General features: G+C 51.7%; 21 protein-coding genes. 9 read left to right on the forward strand and 12 right to left on the reverse strand.

Annotated features, from left to right (window positions below; translation table 11 throughout):
• Positions 1-15: 15 nt before the first annotated feature.
• The 4 genes from gatB (at position 16) to RHD99_RS20965 (ending at position 3,658) form a co-directional block, all read left to right on the forward strand.
• Complete coding sequence (gatB, locus tag RHD99_RS20950; protein WP_309876351.1) at positions 16-300, forward strand: PTS galactitol transporter subunit IIB; 285 nt, start codon at positions 16-18, stop codon at positions 298-300.
• A gap of 4 nt (positions 301-304) precedes the next feature.
• A complete protein-coding gene (locus tag RHD99_RS20955; RefSeq protein ID WP_309876352.1) occupies positions 305-1,684 on the forward strand; it encodes a galactitol-specific PTS transporter subunit IIC in 1,380 nt (459 codons plus the stop codon).
• A 48-nt stretch (positions 1,685-1,732) separates the two neighbouring features.
• Positions 1,733-2,776 carry a galactitol-1-phosphate 5-dehydrogenase gene (gene gatD, locus RHD99_RS20960; protein ID WP_309876353.1) on the forward strand — a complete coding sequence of 348 codons (1,044 nt, stop codon included), beginning with the start codon at positions 1,733-1,735 and terminating at the stop codon, positions 2,774-2,776.
• Between the two features lie 108 nt (positions 2,777-2,884).
• Positions 2,885-3,658: a DeoR/GlpR family DNA-binding transcription regulator gene (locus RHD99_RS20965; RefSeq protein ID WP_309876355.1), complete on the forward strand. Its 774-nt coding sequence runs from the start codon at positions 2,885-2,887 to the stop codon at positions 3,656-3,658.
• A 33-nt stretch (positions 3,659-3,691) separates the two neighbouring features.
• On the opposite strand, the gene RHD99_RS20970 is transcribed toward RHD99_RS20965, so the two are convergent.
• Both RHD99_RS20970 and rsmI read right to left on the reverse strand, forming a co-directional pair.
• A complete protein-coding gene (locus RHD99_RS20970) occupies positions 3,692-4,336 on the reverse strand; it encodes a hypothetical protein (RefSeq protein WP_309876357.1) in 645 nt (214 codons plus the stop codon).
• 112 nt (positions 4,337-4,448) lie between these two features.
• Entirely contained in the window at positions 4,449-5,315 is an 867-nt protein-coding gene (gene rsmI, locus RHD99_RS20975) for a 16S rRNA (cytidine(1402)-2'-O)-methyltransferase (RefSeq protein ID WP_183272623.1), read from the reverse strand.
• Positions 5,316-5,377: 62 nt separating this feature from the next.
• Between rsmI and RHD99_RS20980 the strand changes: the two genes are divergently transcribed.
• From RHD99_RS20980 to dolP, 4 genes are read left to right on the forward strand one after another with little or no spacing between them, the layout of a single operon-like run.
• Entirely contained in the window at positions 5,378-7,453 is a 2,076-nt protein-coding gene (locus RHD99_RS20980) for a penicillin-binding protein activator (protein ID WP_309876359.1), read from the forward strand.
• Positions 7,411-7,806: a YraN family protein gene (locus RHD99_RS20985; protein ID WP_309876360.1), complete on the forward strand. Its 396-nt coding sequence runs from the start codon at positions 7,411-7,413 to the stop codon at positions 7,804-7,806. The genes RHD99_RS20980 and RHD99_RS20985 overlap by 43 nt, the downstream gene beginning before the upstream one ends.
• Positions 7,807-7,825: 19 nt before the next feature.
• Positions 7,826-8,416, forward strand: a complete 591-nt coding sequence (diaA, locus tag RHD99_RS20990) for a DnaA initiator-associating protein DiaA (RefSeq protein ID WP_183272620.1) — start codon at positions 7,826-7,828, stop codon at positions 8,414-8,416.
• 9 nt (positions 8,417-8,425) lie between these two features.
• Positions 8,426-9,001, forward strand: coding sequence for a division/outer membrane stress-associated lipid-binding lipoprotein (gene dolP, locus RHD99_RS20995; RefSeq protein WP_183272619.1), 576 nt, complete (start codon positions 8,426-8,428; stop codon positions 8,999-9,001).
• Positions 9,002-9,164: 163 nt separating this feature from the next.
• Here dolP and RHD99_RS21000 read toward each other — a convergent pair whose 3' ends face one another.
• From RHD99_RS21000 to RHD99_RS21045, 10 genes are all read right to left on the reverse strand, one after another.
• Entirely contained in the window at positions 9,165-11,075 is a 1,911-nt protein-coding gene (locus tag RHD99_RS21000) for a BglG family transcription antiterminator (RefSeq protein ID WP_309876361.1), read from the reverse strand.
• Positions 11,076-11,123: 48 nt separating this feature from the next.
• Positions 11,124-12,242 (reverse strand): lactonase family protein, encoded by a 1,119-nt coding sequence (locus RHD99_RS21005; protein WP_309876362.1) that lies wholly within the window; start codon positions 12,240-12,242, stop codon positions 11,124-11,126.
• An 81-nt stretch (positions 12,243-12,323) separates the two neighbouring features.
• Entirely contained in the window at positions 12,324-13,064 is a 741-nt protein-coding gene (dagF, locus tag RHD99_RS21010) for a 2-dehydro-3-deoxy-phosphogluconate aldolase (protein WP_309876364.1), read from the reverse strand.
• Positions 13,061-14,179: a DgaE family pyridoxal phosphate-dependent ammonia lyase gene (locus tag RHD99_RS21015; RefSeq protein WP_309876366.1), complete on the reverse strand. Its 1,119-nt coding sequence runs from the start codon at positions 14,177-14,179 to the stop codon at positions 13,061-13,063. Before RHD99_RS21015 ends, dagF begins: the two co-directional genes overlap by 4 nt.
• The gene (locus tag RHD99_RS21020; protein ID WP_270140919.1) at positions 14,163-15,296 is read right to left on the reverse strand and encodes an amidohydrolase/deacetylase family metallohydrolase; all 1,134 of its coding nucleotides are present in this window, start codon (positions 15,294-15,296) and stop codon (positions 14,163-14,165) included. The genes RHD99_RS21015 and RHD99_RS21020 overlap by 17 nt, the downstream gene beginning before the upstream one ends.
• A gap of 13 nt (positions 15,297-15,309) precedes the next feature.
• A complete protein-coding gene (locus RHD99_RS21025) occupies positions 15,310-15,951 on the reverse strand; it encodes a DUF4310 family protein (protein ID WP_183272613.1) in 642 nt (213 codons plus the stop codon).
• A 13-nt stretch (positions 15,952-15,964) separates the two neighbouring features.
• Positions 15,965-16,741: a DUF4311 domain-containing protein gene (locus tag RHD99_RS21030; RefSeq protein WP_309876370.1), complete on the reverse strand. Its 777-nt coding sequence runs from the start codon at positions 16,739-16,741 to the stop codon at positions 15,965-15,967.
• Between the two features lie 156 nt (positions 16,742-16,897).
• Complete coding sequence (locus tag RHD99_RS21035; RefSeq protein ID WP_183272611.1) at positions 16,898-17,194, reverse strand: DUF4312 family protein; 297 nt, start codon at positions 17,192-17,194, stop codon at positions 16,898-16,900.
• A 2-nt stretch (positions 17,195-17,196) separates the two neighbouring features.
• On the reverse strand, positions 17,197-17,559 hold the full coding sequence (locus RHD99_RS21040) for an SFCGS family glycine-rich protein (protein ID WP_183272610.1): 363 nt from the start codon (positions 17,557-17,559) through the stop codon (positions 17,197-17,199).
• Between the two features lie 17 nt (positions 17,560-17,576).
• A complete protein-coding gene (locus RHD99_RS21045) occupies positions 17,577-17,894 on the reverse strand; it encodes a glycine dehydrogenase (protein WP_309876372.1) in 318 nt (105 codons plus the stop codon).
• A 1,054-nt stretch (positions 17,895-18,948) separates the two neighbouring features.
• Here RHD99_RS21045 and RHD99_RS21050 point away from each other — a divergent pair.
• The gene (locus RHD99_RS21050; RefSeq protein ID WP_309876374.1) at positions 18,949-22,266 is read left to right on the forward strand and encodes an autotransporter outer membrane beta-barrel domain-containing protein; all 3,318 of its coding nucleotides are present in this window, start codon (positions 18,949-18,951) and stop codon (positions 22,264-22,266) included.
• Positions 22,267-22,326 lie beyond the last annotated feature (60 nt).

The following is a 22,326-nucleotide window of genomic DNA, read 5'->3' on the forward strand; positions in this document are numbered from 1 at the left end:
AGACGGAGATACCCTATGAAACGTAAAGTGATTGTTGCCTGTGGCGGGGCTGTTGCCACCTCAACCATGGCTGCAGAAGAGATTAAAGAGTTGTGCGAAGCGCACGGTATTGCGCTCGATTTAGTGCAATGCCGGGTAACAGAAATCGAAACCTATATGGACGGTGCCCATCTCATCTGCACCACCGCCCGCGTCGACAGAACATTTGGCGATATTCCCGTGGTACACGGTATGCCATTTATCTCCGGCGTAGGCATCGAAGCCTTGCAGAAAAAAATTCTCACTTTCCTCGCGGAGTAGAGCCATGTTTAGCGAAATCATGCGTTACATCCTCGACCTCGGCCCTACGGTGATGCTGCCGCTGGTGATTATTCTCTTCTCAAAAGCATTGGGGATGAAACTCGGGGATTGCTTTAAATCCGGCCTGCATATCGGTATTGGCTTTGTCGGTATCGGCCTGGTGATTGGTTTGATGCTCGACTCCATCGGCCCAGCGGCAAAATCCATGGCGGAACAGTTCCAGATAAACCTGCATGTGGTTGATGTCGGCTGGCCTGGCTCATCACCCATGACCTGGGCTTCGCAAATTGCACTGGTAGCCATTCCTATCGCCATTGGCGTGAACGTGCTGATGCTGATTACCCGCATGACACGCGTGGTGAACGTCGATATCTGGAACATCTGGCATATGACCTTTACCGGCGCGCTGGTGCATCTCGCGACGGGTTCATACTGGTTGGGCATACTGGGCGTCGTGGTTCATGCCGCGTTCGTTTATAAACTCGGTGATTGGTTTGCCAGAGACACAAAGAATTTCTTCGAGCTTGATGGCATCGCTATTCCGCATGGATCTTCAGCCTACCTCGGGCCTATCGCGGTGCTGGTCGATACCATCATTGAAAAAATTCCAGGCCTCAACCGCATCCACTTCAGCGCTGATGACATCCAGAAACGTTTTGGGCCGTTCGGTGAACCGGTTACCGTCGGCTTTATCATGGGGATTGTGATTGGCTTGCTGGCAGGCTACGACATGAAAGGTGTCATGCAACTGGCAGTAAAAACGGCGGCGGTAATGCTGCTGATGCCACGCGTCATCAAGCCAATTATGGATGGCCTGACGCCCATCGCGAAGCACGCCCGTAAACGTCTACAGGCAAAATTTGGCAGCCAGGAGTTTTTGATTGGTTTAGATCCGGCGCTACTGCTTGGACACACTTCGGTGGTTTCTGCCAGCCTGATCTTTATTCCATTGACCATTCTTATCGCGGTGCTGGTACCGGGCAACCAGGTGCTGCCGTTTGGCGACCTGGCGACTATCGGCTTCTTCGTTGCCATGGCGGTTGCGGTTCACCAGGGCAATCTGTTCCGCACGCTGATTTCTGGCTCCATCATCATGGCTATCACGCTGTGGATTGCCACGCAAACCATCGGTCTGCATACCCAACTGGCGGCCAACGCCGGGGCGCTAAAAGCAGGTGGGATGGTGGCGTCGATGGACCAGGGCGGCTCGCCAATTACCTGGTTACTGATTCAATTACTGACCTGGCAAAACGTGGTGGGATTGTGCGTGATTGGCACCCTTTACGTAGCCGGTGTGCTGTTGACCTGGCGTCGCGCACGAGGCTTTGTCGCGCAAGAAAAAGCGCAACTGGCACAAAGCCAACCCGTCAGTTCCGCTCAATAAACCTTTGGGGAGTCAACGCTCCCCACTTACCTTTTTATGGGATCTGTTATGAAATCAGTGGTTATCCATGCTGAGGGCGACGTGCGTGTTGAAGAGCGCCCCACTCCTGTGCTGCAAGCCAAAGACGAGGTGTTAGTTCGCGTTCACACCTCAGGGTTATGCGGATCCGACCTTCCGCGCATTTTCCACAATGGCGCACATTTCTACCCAATAGTGCTTGGGCATGAATTTAGCGGCCAGGTAGAACAATGTGGCGACGATGTGAGAGATTTACAGCCCGGTGATGCCGTGGCCTGCGTCCCGTTACACCCATGCTTTGACTGCCCGGAGTGCAAACGCAGCTACTTTTCGTTATGCAAAAACTACACCTTTGTCGGTTCACGCAGCGACGGGGGCAACGCGGAATTCATTGTTATGAAACGCGCCAACATTTTCAAATTGCCTCGGGGGATGAAACTCGAAGATGGGGCATTTCTGGAACCTATCACCGTCGGCCTGCATGCGTTTGAATTGGTTGGCGGTTGTGAAGATAAAAATGTGGTGGTGATTGGCGCGGGGACCATTGGCTTGCTGGCACTCCAGTGCGCCAAAGCCCTCGGTGCTCGTTCTGTCACCGCGATTGATATCAATCCAGAAAAGCTGGAACTCGCCACGGAGCTTGGCGCTACGCAGGTCTTTAACAGTAAAGAGATGAGCGCGGCGCAAATCCGCGAGTTAATGCAGGGATCCCGCTTTGATCAGGTGATCCTCGAAACGGCTGGCGTGCCGCAGACGGTTGCGCTCTCCATTGATATCGCCGGGCCTCGTGCGCAGCTGGCATTAGTAGGCACACTGCATCACGATCTGAACTTACCTTCCGCACTGTTCGGGCAGATACTACGCAAAGAGCTGACGGTAACGGGAAGCTGGATGAACTACTCCGGGCCGTGGCCGGGTGTCGAATGGGAAACCGCCGCACGTTTACTCAGTGAAAATAAAATCCAGCTTAAGCCGCTTATCGCCCATACCGGCGAACCTGAGAGCTTTGCCGCCGCCGTGAAAGCCCTGAACGGAAAGCCAATGAATGGGAAAATTATCCTCAAACTGGCCTGATGCTTCCTGAGCCAGTGCGCTGGCTCACATTTTCTTTCGGAAATTGCCGTTTATGTTTCGCATCACTTTCGTTTACACTGCATGGAGTTAATTATCAGGCAAATAAAGATGAACTCGTTTGAAAGACGCAACAAAATAGTCGACATGATTAATACCCAAGGCAGCGTGTTGGTGCTCGATCTTTCGAATACCTTTGGAATTTCAGAGGTTACTATCCGCGCCGACCTGCGCTTGCTGGAAGAAAAAGGCCTGGTCACGCGTTTTCACGGTGGCGCAGCACGCCCCGGCAGTAATCTGATGGATGCCGACAACCTCGAAGTGATTCTGGAAGACCGTTATCAGCTCGCCAAAGATCCCAAAAAGCGTATTGCCGAACGCGCGGTGGAAATGGTCAGCGACGGCATGACCGTGATTCTGGACAGCGGCAGCACCACGCTGCTTATCGCCGAGGCTCTGCTAAAGAAAGCGAATATCACCGTGATCACCAATAGTCTGCCAGCGGCTTTTGCGCTTTCAGAAAACAAAGACATCACCCTGGTGGTCTGTGGCGGTACGGTGCGCCATAAAACGCACTCCATGCATGGCACGCTCGCCGAGCATTCATTGCAGGGTATCAGTGCCGACTTGATGTTTGTCGGCGCGGACGGTATGGATATGACAAACGGTATTACGACGTTTAACGAAGGCTACTCTATCAGCGCGGTCATGGCCGCAGCAGCACATAAAGTTGTCGCGGTTCTGGACGCCACCAAATTCAATCGCCGTGGCTTTAACCAGGTGTTACCACTTGAGCAAATCAACTGTGTCATAACTGATGAGAGTATTAGCGCGGAAGATAAAAAAGCGCTGGAGAAAAGCCAACTTGAACTGGTGATTGTGTAGTGCCGGGGACTTGAAACCCGCGAAAGCGGGTTTTTAATTTGAGGCAAGTTTGTCGATTTTTTTCTTATCTTCAGCTATCAACACTACGCCAAAGCGAGTCGTATCAGGATGTTCACTCCAGATTTTTTCTTCTGGAATGCTTGAGCCATCGTAGATAACTTTCGTGCCATCATAGGGATAGAATCTGCCGGAATCGGTGTCCAGAACAAACACAGACAGTTCCTTTGATTCACGTGCAATCTTTTGCCACAAAGCCTTGCCGCCTTGATACTGCGTATTATCACTCATCAGAATGACCCCGCAGTTAATCACTAACGCTTCATACAGCCGGGTGGCAAAACCGGCCTCCTGATAGCGCCTCTCCACACAGACCCCCTCAACCTGAAGCAGATCCGTTTCTTCCCAAAAACGCTCAACCGAAATGACATTATCGCCAATACTTTTTTGATTGGCTAACTCAAGCATTGCCACCGCGATATGACGCGCGACACCATCAATCTCTTCAATATCAGCTTTAACTATAGCGGCACGCGGCGTCTGTTTATCAAAGATAACCAGAAACCTCTTCCCCGCCAGCGTGATTTCATCAACCACCTGAAAAGAGCGCTCAATCGCCGCAGGGCTATAAGACAATGGCATCACGATCATATTTGAGTCCCCACGAATTAACACCGGCATAATTTGCTCATCCTAAGCTAAAAACAGTTTGAGCAAATTAACATCACTTATTTTTAGTTTTCAAACAATACCGATACCCGTAACAGCACAGTGCGAGGCTTCTCGTAAAACGTTATTTCTCGCTGTTTTCTAACGCATATTTATATAGCGCATTTTTCTTCACGCCATGGATTTCGGCGGCCAGTGCAGCGGCTTTCTTCAGCGGTAATTCTGTTTGTAGCAAAGCAAGAGTACGCAGCGCATCGGCTGGCAGCGCATCATCGGTTGGCGCTTTAAAGCCTTCGACAATCAGGACCATTTCACCTTTGCGGCGGTTTTCGTCTTCTTTCACCCATGCCGCCAACTCACCAATTGGCGCGCCGTGAATCGATTCCCAGGTCTTCGTTAGCTCACGAGCCAGCACCACATAGCGTGATTCACCAAGCACCGCGCAGATATCGTCTAAACTATCGAGCAGGCGATGCGTGGACTCATAGAAGATCAGCGTGCGAGGTTCTTGCTCAATGGCCTTAAGCGCATCGCGGCGGCCTTTCGATTTAGCAGGCAAGAAACCTTCGTAGCAGAAGCGATCGGAAGGTAAACCGGCAGCACTTAATGCCGCGATAGCAGCACAAGGGCCGGGCAGCGGCACGACGCGGATACCCGCTTCGCGGCACGTGCGCACCAGATGGTAACCAGGATCGTTAATTAATGGCGTTCCTGCATCAGAAACTAACGCAATGCTTTGCCCTTCCTGAAGCTTAGCCAGCAAGGTTTCTGATTTTTGTTGCTCGTTATGATCGTGCAATGCGAACAATCGCGCATTAATGGCGAAATGTTGCAGCAGTAATCCTGTATGGCGAGTATCTTCAGCGGCAATCAGGTCAACGCTTTGCAACACGGATAACGCCCGCTGTGTGATATCGCCGAGGTTACCGATGGGTGTCGGAACGATGTAGAGCGTGCTGGCAGAAATAGCCGCCGTTTCGAGTTGTTTCATTGTTTCATCCGTATTGCCGATTTAATATTGAACACTGAGATAAAAATTACACTGGATACAGAATGGTACCGTCTAAATTTATTCGTTCTAAAGCCGGGCGTTGTCTGCCTGTTGTGCTGGCCGCGCTATTTTTTGCCGGCTGTACTACTAAAGCACCAGACCAGTCGATTGCGCATATGCAGGGCGAAGCCACTGCTAATTCGGCGTATTACCTGCAACAAATGCAGCAAAGCACTGATGATAGCAAGACCTCCTGGCAATTACTCGCCATTCATGCGCTGTTAAAAGAAGGCAAAACCCAGCAAGCCGTTGATCTCTACAATCAGCTACCGAAAGAGATGGATGAGACGCAACGCCGTGAACAGGCACTGCTGGCAGCCGAAGTGAAAGTCGCCCAGAAAGATTATGCCGATGCCAACGCGCGTCTGAGCAAAATCAATGTTGCTGCGCTAAACAAAAATCAGCAGGCGCGCTATTACCAGGCGGTTATCGACGCAAGCCAGAATCGCCCGTCGATTGAACTGCTGCGTGCCTATATCGCGCAAGAGCCAATGTTGACTGGCCCTGCGCATCAAAAAAATATTGATGGTACCTGGCAAGCGTTATCGCTGATGACGGCCGAGCAGATGAAGTCTCTGGTTATCAATGCCGACGAAAACACACTGCAAGGTTGGCTGGATCTGCAACGCGTCTGGAACGACAACCGTAACGATCCTGAAATGCTCAAAGCCGGTATTAAAGACTGGCAAACACGCTATCCGCAGAATCCGGGTGCGAAAACACTGCCGACGCAGTTAAGCAATATGCAGAATTACAAACCCGCGTCGACTAACAAAATTGCCCTGCTGCTGCCATTAAGCGGCCAGGCGGCGGTTTTTGGTCGCACCATTCAGCAAGGTTTTGAAGCAGCGAAAAATATGGGCTCCGCTCCGGTGGCGCAAGCAACGGCACCAGTGCAGCCAGCGGATGCCAATGCGCAACCTGGTGATACCACACAAGCGGCTCTGCCACAGCCAGTCGATCCCAACATGGTGGCAAGCCCGTCAGCCGCCTCGGTTGATGATTTAACCCAACAGCCTACGGAAACGCCTGTACAACCTGCTCCAGCGCCGCAACCTGCGCCACAAGTACAGGCAGCAGCGGCAGCCCCGGCGAATCCATCCGCTGAAATCAAGGTCTACGATACCACCACGCAGCCACTGGCGCAGATACTGGCTCAAGCCCAGCAAGATGGTGCAACGATAGTCGTCGGCCCATTGCTTAAAAACAATGTTGACCAGTTAGCCACAACGACTTCGCCACTGAATATCCTGGCGCTGAACCAGCCGGAAAGCGTACAGAACCGTGCCAATATCTGCTACTTCGCGCTGTCGCCAGAAGATGAAGCCCGTGATGCAGCAGGCCATATCTGGCAACAGGGCCACCGTGCACCGCTGTTACTGGTGCCGCGTAGCACACTGGGCGATCGCGTGACCAAAGCCTTTGCCGATGAATGGCTGAAGCTGGGTGGCGGCACGGTGCTGCAACAAAAATTCGGTTCTATTGCCGAACTCAAACAAGGGATTAACAGCGGTTCAGGTATCGCGTTAAGCGGTACTCCGGTAACGCCAGCCTCCGCTCAACCTGCGGGTGTGACCATCGGCGGGCTGACTATTCCACCACCACCGACTGATGCGCAAATTACCGCGGGTACGTCCGGTGGCGTAGACGCCGCTTATATTGTGGCAACACCGGATGAAGTCGCTCTGATCAAACCGATGATCGCCATGCGTACCGGTAGCCGTAGCGCAGCACAACTGTATGCCAGCTCGCGCAGCTCTCAGGGCGTGAACGGTCCAGATTTCCGTCTGGAAATGGACGGTTTGCAGTTCAGTGAAATCCCGATGCTTGCGGGCAACAATCCATCGTTGATGCAACAAGCGTTGGGGAGTGTGCGTAACGACTACTCGCTGGCGCGCCTGTATGCGATGGGTGTGGATGCATGGTCACTGGCAAATCACTTCTCTCAAATCCGCCAGGTGCCGGGTTATCAGGTGAATGGCAACACCGGCACGCTGTCTGCAAATCCAGATTGCGTCATTAACAGGAAGTTAAATTGGCTGCAATTCAGTCGGGGTCAAATCGTTCCAGCCTCCTGACCCGTCAACAAGCTGGCGCGCACTACGAGTTGAGCGCGCGCCGCTTTCTTGAACGCAAAGGACTGCGCTTTATTGCTGCCAATGTTCATGCACGCGGTGGCGAAATCGACCTCATCATGCAACACGGTGCCGTTATCGTCTTTGTAGAAGTACGATACCGGCGCTCCGACCTCTTTGGTAGTGCTGCTGCCAGCGTCACGCGTCGCAAGCAACAAAAATTGTTACATGTCGCTCAGTATTGGCTAGCACGCACATCAGGAAGTTTTGATACTGTGGATTGCCGTTTCGATGTGTTAGCCTTCACCGGCAATGAAATAGAGTGGTTAACCAACGCGTTCACCGCAGATGTTTAAAGTAACCAGGTAAATAAACGTGCTCGAAAGAATCAAAGTCTGCTTCACGGAAAGTATTCAAACTCAGATTGCCGCCGCTGAAGCGTTGCCAGATGCTATCTCCCGTGCAGCAATGACACTGGTTCAGTCACTGCTCAATGGCAATAAAATTCTGTGCTGCGGCAACGGCACTTCTGCGGCTAACGCCCAGCATTTTGCTGCCAGCATGATCAACCGCTTTGAAACTGAGCGCCCGAGTTTACCTGCCATTGCACTTAATGCCGATAATGTGGTCTTAACCGCGATCGCAAACGATCGTTTACACGAAGAAGTGTACGCGAAACAAGTACGTGCGCTCGGCCATACCGGTGATGTTTTGCTCGCGATTTCGACCCGTGGTAACAGTCGTGATATTGTCAAAGCGGTAGAAGCTGCCGTGACGCGTGACATGACTATCGTTGCATTAACTGGCTATGACGGCGGGGAATTGGCCGGCTTATTAGGGCCGCAGGATGTTGAAATCCGCATCCCTTCTCACCGCAGCGCACGCATTCAGGAAATGCATATGCTGACGGTAAACTGCCTGTGCGATCTAATTGATAATACGTTATTCCCACACCAGGACGTTTAAGGAGTACAAATGAAGGCATTAAAGCCACTTGCAGTCCTTTTTACTGCGTTACTTCTACAAGGTTGTGTTGCTGCCGCAGTAGTGGGTACCGCCGCTGTCGCCACTAAAACCGCGACAGATCCTCGCTCAGTCGGTACTCAGGTTGACGATGGTACTCTGGAATTGCGCGTAAGCAGCGCATTGTCTAAAGACGCACAAATCAAGAAAGACGCACGTATCAATGTCTCGGCTTATCAGGGAAAAGTCCTGCTTGTCGGCCAGGCGCCAAATACTGAACTCGCTTCACGAGCCAAACAAATTGCGTTGGGCGTTGATGGCACCACCGAGGTGTACAACGAAATCCGTATCATGGCACCGATCGGCTTAGGTACAGCGTCGTCAGATACCTGGATTACCACCAAAGTACGCTCGCAATTGCTGGCAAGCGACCAGGTAAAATCGACCAGTGTGAAAGTCACTACCGAGAATAGCGAAGTCTTCTTATTGGGGCTGGTGACAGAACGGGAAGCTAAAGCTGCGGCAGATATTGCCAGCCGGGTCAGTGACGTAAAACATGTGACGACTGCGTTTACTATTCTGAAGTAATTTTGCCCTCACCCTAACCCTCTCCCCCAGGAGAGGGGACTTAGTCTCCTTCTCCCTCAGGAAAAGGGGATCATCTGACTTCTCCTTCTCCCTCAGGAAAAGGGGATCATCTGACTTCTCCTTCTCCCTCAGGGAGAAGGTCGGGATGAGGGTGGTACTCCCATCAAAACCGACTCAAACAATCCATCGCCACGGCTTTAAACTCGTCAAAATCTTTACTGTCTCGCAGCCTCGGCATTGCCCTTTCGCGCAGGAAAGTGACAAACAAATCGTAAATCGCCATCGCCTCTTCATACTCGCTTTTGCTGATTGCCAGCAAGAAGATGACATGCGCTGTGTCATCACCCCAACTGATACCCTGAGGTGCAAGCACGGTATAAACCACGGTTTTATTTGCCATCAGTCCCAATGAGTGCGGAAGCGCAATGCCTTCGCCCAGCACGGTGCTGACAATCGCCTCACGCTCCACCACCGACGGATAAAAATCCTCACCGACAAACCCTTCTTGCTCAAGCTGTTGGCACAGCGTGCTGAACAACTCCTGTTGCGACATGGGCTCATCAATGACGCGGAAATGGCTGGCATCAAAGAATTTTTCCAGCATATAGGGACGCGTGCGATCCACCAGCACCAGCTTGCCTAACTGTTCGAGTTGATACTCGGTCGGGAACGGCGCCACCACCACGGTAGGTTTCGCTTTGTCTGTGACTCTGGCGGTGGAGATAACAAAATCTTCCTCAACGCTGTCGAGTTGTTCGTAGTCGCGCAGCGAAATAATACGTCTGACCTCTATCTGCGGATATTTACGCAGCAACATCGCCTGAATCATGCGTACCGTGGAATTCCCGGTATCGCAAACCAGCAGCACACGCGGGTTACGTTGATAACCAATGTTGTAGTGGCGTTCCAGCCCGACACCGATATGCAGCACCAGGAAACCAATTTCGTTTTCACTGATGACAAAAGGCGTGTATTTACCCCAACTCGACACCGCGGCAAGCGTCATGTCATACGCCATCGGATAGTGCTGCTTGATATTGTCCAGTAGAGGATTGGGGATGTTAATCTGATAACGCACGCGGGTTATCATGGTTTTAATATGCGTCAGTAAATCAGCATGTAACTGCTTATCTGTCAGCAGGTTGTAGTTATAGTTGTTGTTGATGAAACTCAGAATATAGTTCACCAGCGCTTCGTCATCGTCGGCGCTAATGGCACTCGGTGCCACTTCTTGTACCTGGCGTGAAGCGATGTGCACTTGCAGCCACTGTTCTTCCGCTTCCGAAAGCGGTTTGCCAGCCAGCGTCTGTAACAGCCCAGTGATTTGCCGCGCGGCTTCACGTACGGCTTCGTCGACATTGTCGGCGCTGAAATCTGGCAGCGGGTAGCCTTCGCTGATACGTCGAACCGCGACAGCACAGTACAAGCGTATAAACTGTTCGCCTTCGTCAGTCAGGCGGATACGGCAGCGTGTGAAGCAACTATGCAGTTCAGTCGCCAGTTGCTCCGGCACGCCTGCATTAAGTGTTTCTTCAGTCAGCAGTGGGTTGTCACTGTCTTCCTGCGTCAGTTGCCAGAGCAGTTCAGTCAGGCAAGCGCGCACCGACATTTCGCTGCCAAACAACTTCATGCCGTGGCGCGGACGCGTTTCAATGGTCAGATTGTAGCGAGCGAGCCACTCGCGCACTTCTGCCATGTCACTTTGCAACGTCGCGCGGCTAACAAACCACTCTTCTGCCAGATCTTCGAGTTTTAAAGAAAATGCGGAGGTGAGAAAGCGCACCACCAGATAATGCACCCGCTCAGGCGAGCTACGCGGGATACGCAATTGGCGCGAAGGCTGCTGTTGAAGCGCCTGGTAGAGCGCCATATCGGTGATGTTGAGCTGGTAGCCTGCACCGCGATTGAGAACAAATTGCGCGCCATGATCAGCCATTAATGCATTTAAAGCCGTGATATCCGTACGCACCGTGCGCGTAGAAACAGCTAAACGCCGCGCCAGTTCATCCTGGGGCAGCGTCTCGTTTTGTAGCATCTCAAACAACTGAGCCAGACGTTGGTTGGGGAATCTCACTGCCGTTTCCTTTCGTTAATCGGGAGGGATTAGCACCCGTTACAGCCACTACTTTATCGGTTGCAGAACCATCTGTGACGGGTTTCCTACCGCACAGTAATCCTCAACAAAAGTCAGTTTTCCACCTGCCGGCGCCACACTAAAGCGAGTGATGTTGTCACTGCGCTGATTCATCACGTACAGATACGCTCCCGTAGGGTCGAGGGTTAACGTCCTCGGATAATCACCGCGCGTCCAGACACTGTCTTGATGAACCAGCTTGCCGTTCTCTGCAACAGTAAAGTGCCCGATACTGTTATGCAGACGATTAGCGACATACAGCTGCTTTCCATCCAGGCTTAGCACCAGACCCGATGCGAAGTTAGTGCCTTTGAAGCCTTCGGGCAGAGTAGAAATACTTTCACCTTCCGTCAATGTCCCTTTGCTTGCATCCAGCTGATAGTGAGTCAGCGTAGAAGCCTCTTCATTGATTAACCATAAGCCATCACCTTTTGGCGTAAACACAAAATGGCGCGGCCCGGCACCTTTTGAAGAGGCGGCAATAAACGGAGGATCGTTAGGCGTCAGCTTCCCGCTTTCATCATCAAAGTCATATTGATAAATCCTGTCGAGGCCAAGATCGGTAGTAAAGACAAATTTCCCGCTGGGATCGGTACTGATCATGTGGGCGTGTGGGCCACTGTGCCCACTTACGGCAAAACTGCCTTCTACGGCGGCTTCAGGTTTTTTCGCCCCCGCAGGGCCAGAATCTTGCTGGATATCAGTGGCGTCACCGAGGCTACCATCCGCTTGCACCAGCAATATTGCAACGGAGCCACTGGTGTAATTCGCCACCAGCAGATAACGCTCGTCAGGCGTCAGAGACAGATAAACCGGCCCCGCACCACCTGATGAAACCTGATTAAGCGTTTTCAGGCTCCCGTCGTCACCCACGCGTAAAGCGGCAACAACGCCCTTTTCCACTTCACTGGCCACATAAAGCGTTTTACCATCGCGAGCGATCGTCAGTTGCGCAGCATTTGGCCATTCGCAGACTAATGTTTTGTGGCTCAGCGCACCGGTTTTCGCATCAACCTGAAAGCGATAAATCCCTTCGCCATTGGGAGAGTAGGTTCCAACCCAGGCAAATTGAGGGTCTGCCATCCCTGGATTGTGTATTACAGACATTGGAGGTTCCTTTGAATAGTGGCTTAAAAGGTGGATGCCGTTGAGCGCATCCACCTTACGATCATTAAGCCGCTTTTGGGATTAGCCCACCAACTTCTTCGTCATTTCCAGCAGCGTACGCACATCTTCCGGGCGGGTGTTACCGCTGGCTTTATCAATAATCGAGCTGTAAATATGCGGAATGATTTTGCTCACGCCCGCGTCCAGAGCAATCTTGAGGATCTCTTCGTAGTTGTCGAGATCGATGCCACCGGTCGGTTCGAGCCAGAAATCGTGTTTCGCACAAGCACGTGCAACCGCTTCAAACTCTTCACGGCACTCAAGCCCGCCCATCGGGAAGTATTTGATGGAGCTGCCACCCATATCTTTCAGCATGCTAATCGCCGTTTCGACAGGCACAACCCCATCCGGTGCGCCAGAACTCAGCGGGCCTGTAGAGATTTTTACCCAGCCTACTCTTCCGGTTGGCGAAACCAGGCCGTTGACCACGCTTTCGCGTTGCCCAACGAGTGCTCGCGATGTCGCCACGCCGGTAAACACCTGATTGACATGCTGCGGCTGCACCTGGCGGGAGATTTCACTGACCATGGCTGACTGGTTCGGATCGCCCGCGCCCAGGCCCACAGAAAGGGCATTTTCAATCAACGCCGCATACTCGCGCATATCGGCTACGGCACTGGCAACGTCCGGGTAGTTTTTGGAAAGCACACCGACCAGCACATGACCTTCAGCCGCCTGATAAATCTCTTTCGCGTTCTCTTTCGAGCCCGCCAGCACGTTCAGGCAGACACGGTCACGATAAAAGTTCGGGGTCAATTTCATGCCTGTTTCTCCTTGCTGACCAATGCTTTAATGCAGTGATAGATAATCTCTAGCTGTTGTGGGCTCACGCTGCGCACATCGGCTTCAATAATCCCTTCGTTAGCCTTGTAGCCACGGAAGAAAATCGCGTATTCGCCTTGCTTGAGCGCACTCACTAATTCCACCGTGCTGGTACCAATCACCGCTTCGTCGAACTTGATTTCAGTGCGAGCGATGTCGCGGCCAGCTGCATCCCACACCACGCGGGCGTTGATGCCGTTAAGGGTATTGAGGTTATCGATAAACGGCGTCATTTTTTCCGACATTTGAGCGCCCGTCTCTTTTGCTGCCGTCAAATAGTGCTCGATGGCGCACGTCAGGCCAAGAATGCCTTCTTTGCCGACTTTCATGGCACGGCCAATGCCGTTGGTTTGCAACTTCACCCACTCGACATACTGCTGTTTGCCAATCACCAGGCCGCTGGTTGGCCCTTCAATCGCTTTACCACCGCTGTAAATCACCAGATCCGCACCGGCACGGTAGTAACACTGCAAATCTTCTTCCGCCGCCGCATCAACAATTAATGGCAGGTTATGTTTGCGCGCCACGACGGCGGCCTGCTCAACGCTGAGCATACTTTTCTGAACCGAGTGGTGCGATTTGATATACAAAATGGCGGCAGTGCGTGGGGAAATAGCCGCAGCCAGTTGATCGGCAGAGCATTCATTGGCGTAACCGGCTTCAACCGGTTTACCGCCGCCGAGATAAACCATGGTGCTGACTGGTGCGCCGAAGTTCACGTTGTGGCCTTTTGGCAGCACAATTTCGTTGTTTTCAAGCGGGGTGCCATGCAGGTTTTCAATCAGCCAGGCGTTATCTTTGACTAACACCGCCGCCACAGATTGGGCGATACCCGCTGAGGCGCAAGACACCACGGTCGCCGCTTCAACATCGAGCAATTTTGCGATGTATTCCCCAGTTTTGTTCACCAGGTCTTTCATTTCAAAGTAATGATTCATACCGGTGGCAACGGCTTCAACCACTTCAGCACGCGGAGTAGAAACGCCCAGCGCAGTCATGCGGCCAGATGCGTTAATGACTTGTTTTAAATTATATTTTTCATAGATTGAAGGCATGTTCTTCTTTTCCTTGTTCGGTAGCAAACCACTTCCCGGCACGAACCGCAGCGAGTGCAACCAGTAACTGTTCGCCCTGGAGAGTCTGACTTTCTGAGTCGGTAAATACCGTCGGCTGGCGGCGTAAGGCAAAAATAGTTAAGTCGCCATCCAGACCCACAGACAAACGCCCTTTGTTTGCAAGGCGCAGGTCTTCGGCAGCATGAGCGGTAACACAATCAATAACTTGTGGAACAGACATGCCGATAGAAAGGAATTTAGACATCACCATCCCGAGGCTATGCACCGGGCCGTTAATGCGGTTGCGACAATAAATATCGGAGCTGATGGTGTGCGGCAAAATGCCTTTGCTGATAGCGATTTTCGCCACCTCAAAGCTAAAACTTGCCGTGCCGTGACCCACATCGAGGCGCACACCCCGCGCAATCGCTTTAGAAATCGAGGCCCGCAGTTCACCCGCAGGCGTCAGAATGCGGTTGGGCTTGCCGTTATAGCAGTGGGTAATAATGTCGCCACTCGTCAGTAAATCGGCAATTTCATCGAGATCAGGCGGGTTATTACCAATGTGAACCATCAACGGCAAATCGCCATTTTCACGCTGGATTTCTTTCGCTCGCTCCAGCGGTTTGATGCCGTTAGCACCGACGACGCTACTGCTCATGCGCGCTTTGATACCGACGATAAAACCTGGGTGCCGTTGCACGGCATCGCGCACGGCAACTTTGTCGATATTCGCCATATCCGACAGTTCGTTTTGCGCGATAAGCCCCACGCGGGAGATGTTCAGCAATGCATAAACGTCCGTCGCGGCTTTGCGCGTCAGCGCGTAAAACTCGTCAATATCGTCAGCACCGGTACTTCCGGCGTCAATAACCGTCGTCACCCCTGTATGAATGCCGATACTATCGGGTTCATCATGATAAATAGGGGATTTTTGGTAGCAGTGAACGTGAGAATCAATCCAGCCCGCGCTGACGTAGAACTCGCCGTTCAGTTGCCGCTCTTCATGTGCATCGCCGATAACCTCACCCAGTGCGGCAATTTTGCCGCCCTTGAGCGCGATGTCGATAACCGTATCGTCCACCAGGCGAGCCTGGCGCAGGATCAAGTCGAACATGGTGTTCTCCTGTCTATAAAGCGATCGGGAAGAATGCCCCAAGGATCATTGCACCCAGAATTGCGCCACCCGTAATCGGTTTGTTCCACAGGTAAAACAGCAGCGAACCAATCAGGGAACCAATACCAATCGGGATAGAAGCGGTCATCGCGCTCAGGATGATCAATGGCCCAAGGAAGCGACCGGAAGCGTTACCCGCGCCCATCATCACGTCAGCGCCGTACGTCGAATCGCTCTGGTTGATAGTGAATTTACGCGCCAGAATGATCAGGTAGCCAATGGCCAGGCCAATCACCAACCCCGTCGCCAGCGATGCGGCGAAGTTCGCCACCGGGAAAATAATACCTGCACCCAGCAGCAACGCCGGAACACCCAGCCCGACGCCGGTTTGAATCGCACCGCCGATATCCAGGATCCCGACCAGTGAACCTTCGATGATACGGGCGAACAGGAAGCTTGCGCCGAACGCTGCCACCGCGCCGTAAACACCAGTGTCGATGCCCGCTTTCAGCATGGCCACAAAGGCCACTTCGTTAAATGCGCCGATGCCGTACAGGTAGTACATGTGCGTCCCGGCGAACACGCCGGAAGAAAGCAGGCCAACGAAGATCGGGAACGACCAGTCGGCATACCAAAAACCTTTATTTTGTTCCATGTCGAGGCTCCTGTTATTTGCCGCTGAGCGAGCTGTGGATCAGATCGAGCCAGTTCGGCACGGTCAGATGGAAGGATTCAATCATCTTCATATCGAAGCCACGGAAGAATCCGCTCAGCACAAACAGCGCCACAATCGCAGCCATCATCACTTTGGTGACGTGGTTCCAACCGCTCTCTTCCACGCCTTTACCAATCAGGATACCCAGTACCAGGCCCGGAACGGCGTTGCCCATAATCAATTGCGCGCAGCCACCGAAAATCGTGGCCCAGAAGCCTGATTTCTTACCTGCATCAATCGCCGCCAGCCAGAAAATAACCGGCATCACAGTGTTAACCAGCAAGTTAGCCGCAGGAACCAGTACTTTTACCGCCGTGACCTGTAAAGCTGCGGGAACGGCAGAAGCGGTGGAGTTAAGAAAAGCGACCACAATCATGCCGATGATGCCGCACGCGATTGCCATTTTTTTCGGGTCATGCAGGGTTTCAGCGACGTTGCGGTTTTTCACCATCAACGCGGCAGCACCCCAGTTTGGGATAATGCGGTGGTCAACGTCCTGAGTAAAAGCACCCGCCGCAACTGAAGATGCCCAGGCGTTGAAGAAGAAACCTAATCCGAATGAGAAGTGTGAAGCGGGATCTCCTTCGCAGGAGTTAAGTTCACCTAATGTACGAAAAGCACCCATACCTTGAGTGGTTGGTGCGTGAAACATACGTGCAGCCCCGGCGCCAACACCTACGCCGACGAGCCCCCCGATTATGAGTGATTTTATTAGTATGATTAAGAACATCAGTCTGTCCTTCTTCCTTCTTACATTGATATGTATGCCCTAAATCATTTGAGTTGCAGGAAGGCGACAAGCTCGTTTATCCCCGGGAGCTTACTTAAGTAAGTGACTGGGGTAAGCGAGTGCAGACAACGCACCTGCGGCTCGAAGGATGACGGGCTAGGATGTAATAAAGTCTACTTTGTCCATATTGATGGCGGTAACATTGACGCTAACATCCAACTCCACGCTGAACATTTGCTTTTCACGCTTGAGAAAGAAGAACAAAAATGCCTCTTTCTTTACCTGGACTCGCGCCTGAATGACCTGCACATCCTGTGGCTCAATACGCAGTAAAATATGGGGAGACGATTTCATAACCGAGCCCTGAACATGATTCAGGGCGTCAGCAAAGGCTTTGGCTTTAGTATCGCCACGCCCTTTCACTCTCACCGTTTCTGAGAAGTGTTCTTTCATACTCACTTACCGTGCTTCTTGGCCCAGGCCAGAACCAGGCGCTCGCCCAACTCTTCTTTATCCATAAAGCCGAAGCCCAGTACATTGTTGCCTTCATTGATTGCGGTGACGCCTTCTTCCACTGAACGCATGCCGTACTTGGCTTTATAGCCGTGTTTGGTCTGCGCGGTAATAGCACCCGCACCGCCGCTACCGCAGAATGAAATCCCAAAGGTGGCGTTTTCTGCTTTCATCACGTCGCCCAATTTCATATCAGCGGCAACACCAGGAATAACCACTGCCCGGCCACCCGCTTTTTCAATCCCTGCTGCCACTTTCTGGCCTTTACCCAGGCGGTCGCCAATTACTACGGTAATTTGTTCCATTGTTATCTCCTGATTATTCAAAGATTGTCTTTCGCGACTTCAAAATGCACTGACAACAACCACGCTTCTTCAACCGGTAAATTGCCAAACTGTTCCACCACTGCTTTCGCCATATCCAGAGAGTCAGCAGAGATTTCCTCAAACAGGCTCTCTTCAACTTCTGGCAACGGTTCGCCGGTCAGTGACCGATGCGCCATGGCACGAACATGGGAAGTCAGCATCTGTTCTTGCACCGCATTGGGCGTGATGTTTCTGTTGTTGAGCAGCGTATAGATAAACGCCAGCACCCGTTCTGTAAGCTGTGTAACCTCGGTACTCCCGGCTTCATTAACCATTACCGCTCCGCTATTCACACTACGTACCTCTTCGCTATTAGGCTTTTAAGGTATCGGGAGGTGTTAAAGCTTTGTAGCGAGTTGTTTTCCACTTCGAAGTGGAAATCGTGGCTTCAATAGTGATATGTCTCACAAAAAGTGGCCGATTCATGATAAATCGCCAGTTTAATGTGATAACACTCACGGATTAATGAGGAAATACTCATCAGTCACAGTGATATTTTTTGAGCAAAATTGTGATGTGAGGGCTGTTTTTGAGAAAATATTGGAAAGACTTATAGCCGTTGGATGATGAGAAAAGGGATCAGCGCGGTGCGCAATGCGACATTGCCGTAAATGGTTAAATGAGAATCAATTCTTGAATATCAGGCAAGCAAAGGATGATTAAATAACCAGCCCGACTTTACCTGCCCAAATAAACGACAATAATAATCATTTTGTTTATTTCATCGACAGGTTTTTTTAATTAATTAATCATACCACACTATAACTAATGTTTTTCAAAACGGTTATTAACTGGAAAAATCAGAACGCTTTAATTGAATAATTATCAGGAAACACGATTCCAATTGTGTAAATTATTGATTCCACTTATTGTCGCGTAATAAATTAAGATACTCTCAATATTTGTAAGAAAAACGGTTTCAACATTCGTCATAACCCTCCTTACAAAAACACGTATCAAAAAGCAATAAAAAACATTTAAAATCAATAAATTAAACAAACAAAACCATTGGATAACTTTGTGGTTTTTTATAGCATTTCTTTTGAAGGCATAGATGCTAATAGATAAAAATTCACTCTGTTTATATATGTGCAATTTAATGATTACACTTAGTGGTCATTAATAATAACCACCCCATCTCACCCACTTTGCCAGAAATGATATATTAGCGGGCAACGCGTTGTATGGAAAATAGGCAGACTGCATCATTGGATGCTTGCTCCTGTTCGTCTTCATATAACCAGATAATGAATTTGCCGTTACCAATATTATGGGAATGGATCCCAGATAATTAGTACGATAATAATAGGCTCCGAGATAATAAAACGTATGAAATATATTTATAAAGCGGTATCCCGCGAAGGACTAGGTTTATTTATTGTCGCCTCGCTGTGTACCACTGCACGTGCCGAAACGATCAATGACGCATCCAGAGTGGCTGACCTGCCTTCAGACCCCAAAGCCTTATATATCGGTGACGGCGGAACCGGCTCTCTCACCATTAAACAAAACGAGTCAGTCGTTTCAGGACAAGATCCCGCCTTTGATACGGGTTCAGTCCTGGGTTATGGCCGTGGTGATAAAGGGACGCTGACTATTGATGGTGGCACCTGGTACGACAGCGTCACCACCTCAAACGACCCGTCTGGCCGTGGCACCACGGCAGTGGGCGGCGGGGGCGATGGCACGCTGGATATTAAGAACGGCGGCGAAGCGTACGCCATGTTTATTAATATCGGGCAAAACAACGGTAGCAATGGCGTCGTTAACGTCGACGGTGCCGATTCTCACTTATTTGTTAATGCGGATCAAAGCTCGGGAATCACCGTCGGAACCAACGGCACCGGGGCGCTGAATATCAGCAACGCAGGCAAAGTAACTTCTACATCAACCTCTTATGTTGGCGATAGCCACGGGGCCAGCGGTACAGTAAACGTCAGTGGCGACGGTTCAAACTGGACGATTACTGATGGTCCATTACATGTGGGCCGCCACGGCTCAGGCGTTATGAACATTACCTCAGGCGGCACAGTCAACAGCGCTGGCGGCGGAATTGCAGCTGAAGACGGGTCTGTCGGCCACGCTCTTGTCAGTGGGACGGGCTCAACATGGGATATTGGTTCAAACCGCACCCTCACCATCGGCTATACCTCTAAAGATTCCAGCATCGCTTCAAGTACGGGAACCCTGACGGTTGCCGATGGGGGCCGTGTGGTGGCAGAAAAAGCCATTAATGTCGCGGGTGACGCCAGTACGATTTATATCGGCACGAAAGACGGGGAGCCTGCAGCTGCACCAGGAACGCTGGAAACGGCCAAAGTTAACTTACTGAATGACACGACTGCCCTGGTCTTTAACCACTCTGACACGTCGGGAAATTACCTTTTCTCACCCATCGTGACGGGCCAGGGTTCAGTGACAAACTTAAATGGCACTACCGTGCTGACGGGCGCAAACATCTACACCGGTGGAACGACGATCAGCGGTGGCACCTTGCAACTTGGCGATGGCAGTACTGTGGGCTCACTCGTGGGCGATATTACCAATAACAGCGCGTTTGTTATCAACAACCCAGCAGAAACCACTCTCGGGGGCGTTATTTCCGGTACAGGCACGCTCACTCAACAAGGCGCGGGCACCACAGCTTTACAATCCGCTAATCGCTACACTGGCGAAACGGTGGTCAACGCAGGAACATTGCGTACCGACATCGTTGACAGTATCGCCAGCAGTAAAGCGGTGAACATCAATGGCGGTGTATTTGACCTGAACGGGAATAACCAGTGGGTGAACCGCCTGGGTGGGACCGGTGGTGAAGTCCAACTTAACGGTGCAACGCTGACCGCTAATAATGCAACGACCGCAGATGATTCCAGCTATGCCGGCGATATTATCGATGGCACAGCCAAAGGCAGCCTGACCAAAGCTGGCGACGGTTCTCTGACGCTGACCGGCAAAACGGCCTGGACGGGCGACACCCATATCGACGGCGGTGAGTTAGTGCTGGATGGCACAAATGGCGGCGCACAACTGGTCAGTAATATCATTGGCAAAGACAACACGACGTTGTCTCTGCAAAACGGTGCAAACCTGACGGGCTGGATTGACCCAACGGATGTGAACATCGATAAAACCAGTTCCTGGGACATGACGGCGGATTCCATGGCCGGTGACGTTAACCTCGCCGGGACCATCCGTTATGCAGCGCCGTCCACATTGCCAATGACCAGCGGTCACACGCTGACCGTTAATAACTGGAATGGCCAGGACGGGACATTGCAGATGAACACGGTTCTGGGTGATGACGCTTCGGTAACCGATAAGCTCGTGGTCAACGGCAATACCAGCGGCAACACCTTTATGCAGATCAACAATGCCGGTGGTGGCGGAGCCAGCACCGTTGAAGGGATCCGCGTTGTGGAAGTGAACGGTCAGTCAGACGGTACTTTCGCTAAATCAGGACGTATTGTTGCTGGCGCTTATGATTACAGCCTGGTGAAAAAAGGGTCCGACTGGTTCCTGACAAGCCTGGATACAACGGAGCCACCAAAACCAGACATCATTGTACCGCCAGAGCCTCCGGTAGACCCTGTCGACCCGGAAGATCCGGAAACACCACCAACGCCAGAACCTAACCCTGAACCGGATAATCAAGGCAAACCGACCGTTCGCCCTGAATCTGCCAGTTATACCGCCAACCTCGCGGCAGCCAATACCATGTTTATTACCCGACTGCATGATCGTCTGGGTGAAACACAGTATACCGACGCGCTTACCGGCGAGAAGAAAGTCACCAGCCTGTGGTTACGTCAGGTGGGTGGGCATAACCGCTGGAAAGATAGCAGCGGACAGATCAGCACCCAAAGCAATCGCTATGTCGTGCAACTGGGTGGCGATCTCGCACAGTGGAGCAACGACGGTCTGCAACGCTGGCATCTGGGGGCAATGGCCGGTTACGGTAACAACCGCAGTAATAGCCACTCCAATATCACCGGATATCACTCTGAAGGTTCGGTGGATGGTTACAGCGCGGGTCTTTACGCCACATGGTATGAAAATGACGAAACACACCAGGGGACTTACCTGGACAGCTGGGCACAATACGGCTGGTTTAACAACCATGTGAAAGGTCAGAACATCCAGGGTGAGTCCTATAAATCAAGCGGTGTAACCGCCTCGTTGGAACTGGGCTACACCCACAAACTGGGTGAGTTTATCGGTAGCCAGGGTTCTACGAATGAATGGTTTATCCAGCCTCAGGCACAGGCAATCTGGATGGGTGTCAAGGCAGACGACCACCGTGAAAGCAACGGAACCCGTGTCAGCGGTGAAGGTGACGGTAATATCCAGACTCGTCTGGGTGTGCGTACCTACCTGAAAGGACACAGCAAAATTGATGACGGTAAAAACCGCATCTTCCAGCCTTTCGTAGAAGCTAACTGGATCCACAACACCAATGACTTTGGCACGCGGATGGACGGAGCCAGTGTTTATCAAAGCGGTGCGCGCAATATCGGGGAAATCAAAACCGGTGTTGAAGGCCAGTTGAATCCACATCTGAATCTGTGGGGCAACGTGGGTGTTCAGGTGGGCGATAAAGGTTACAGCGATTCGTCCGCTATGGTTGGGGTGAAGTACAGCTTCTGACCGATGTAAGCGGCATCCAAATGCGGTAAGCAACCTGAAAAAAAACGAGCGAGGGATACC

Origin of the sequence: Buttiauxella selenatireducens (assembly GCF_031432975.1) — a bacterium.
GTDB lineage: Bacteria > Pseudomonadota > Gammaproteobacteria > Enterobacterales > Enterobacteriaceae > Buttiauxella > Buttiauxella selenatireducens.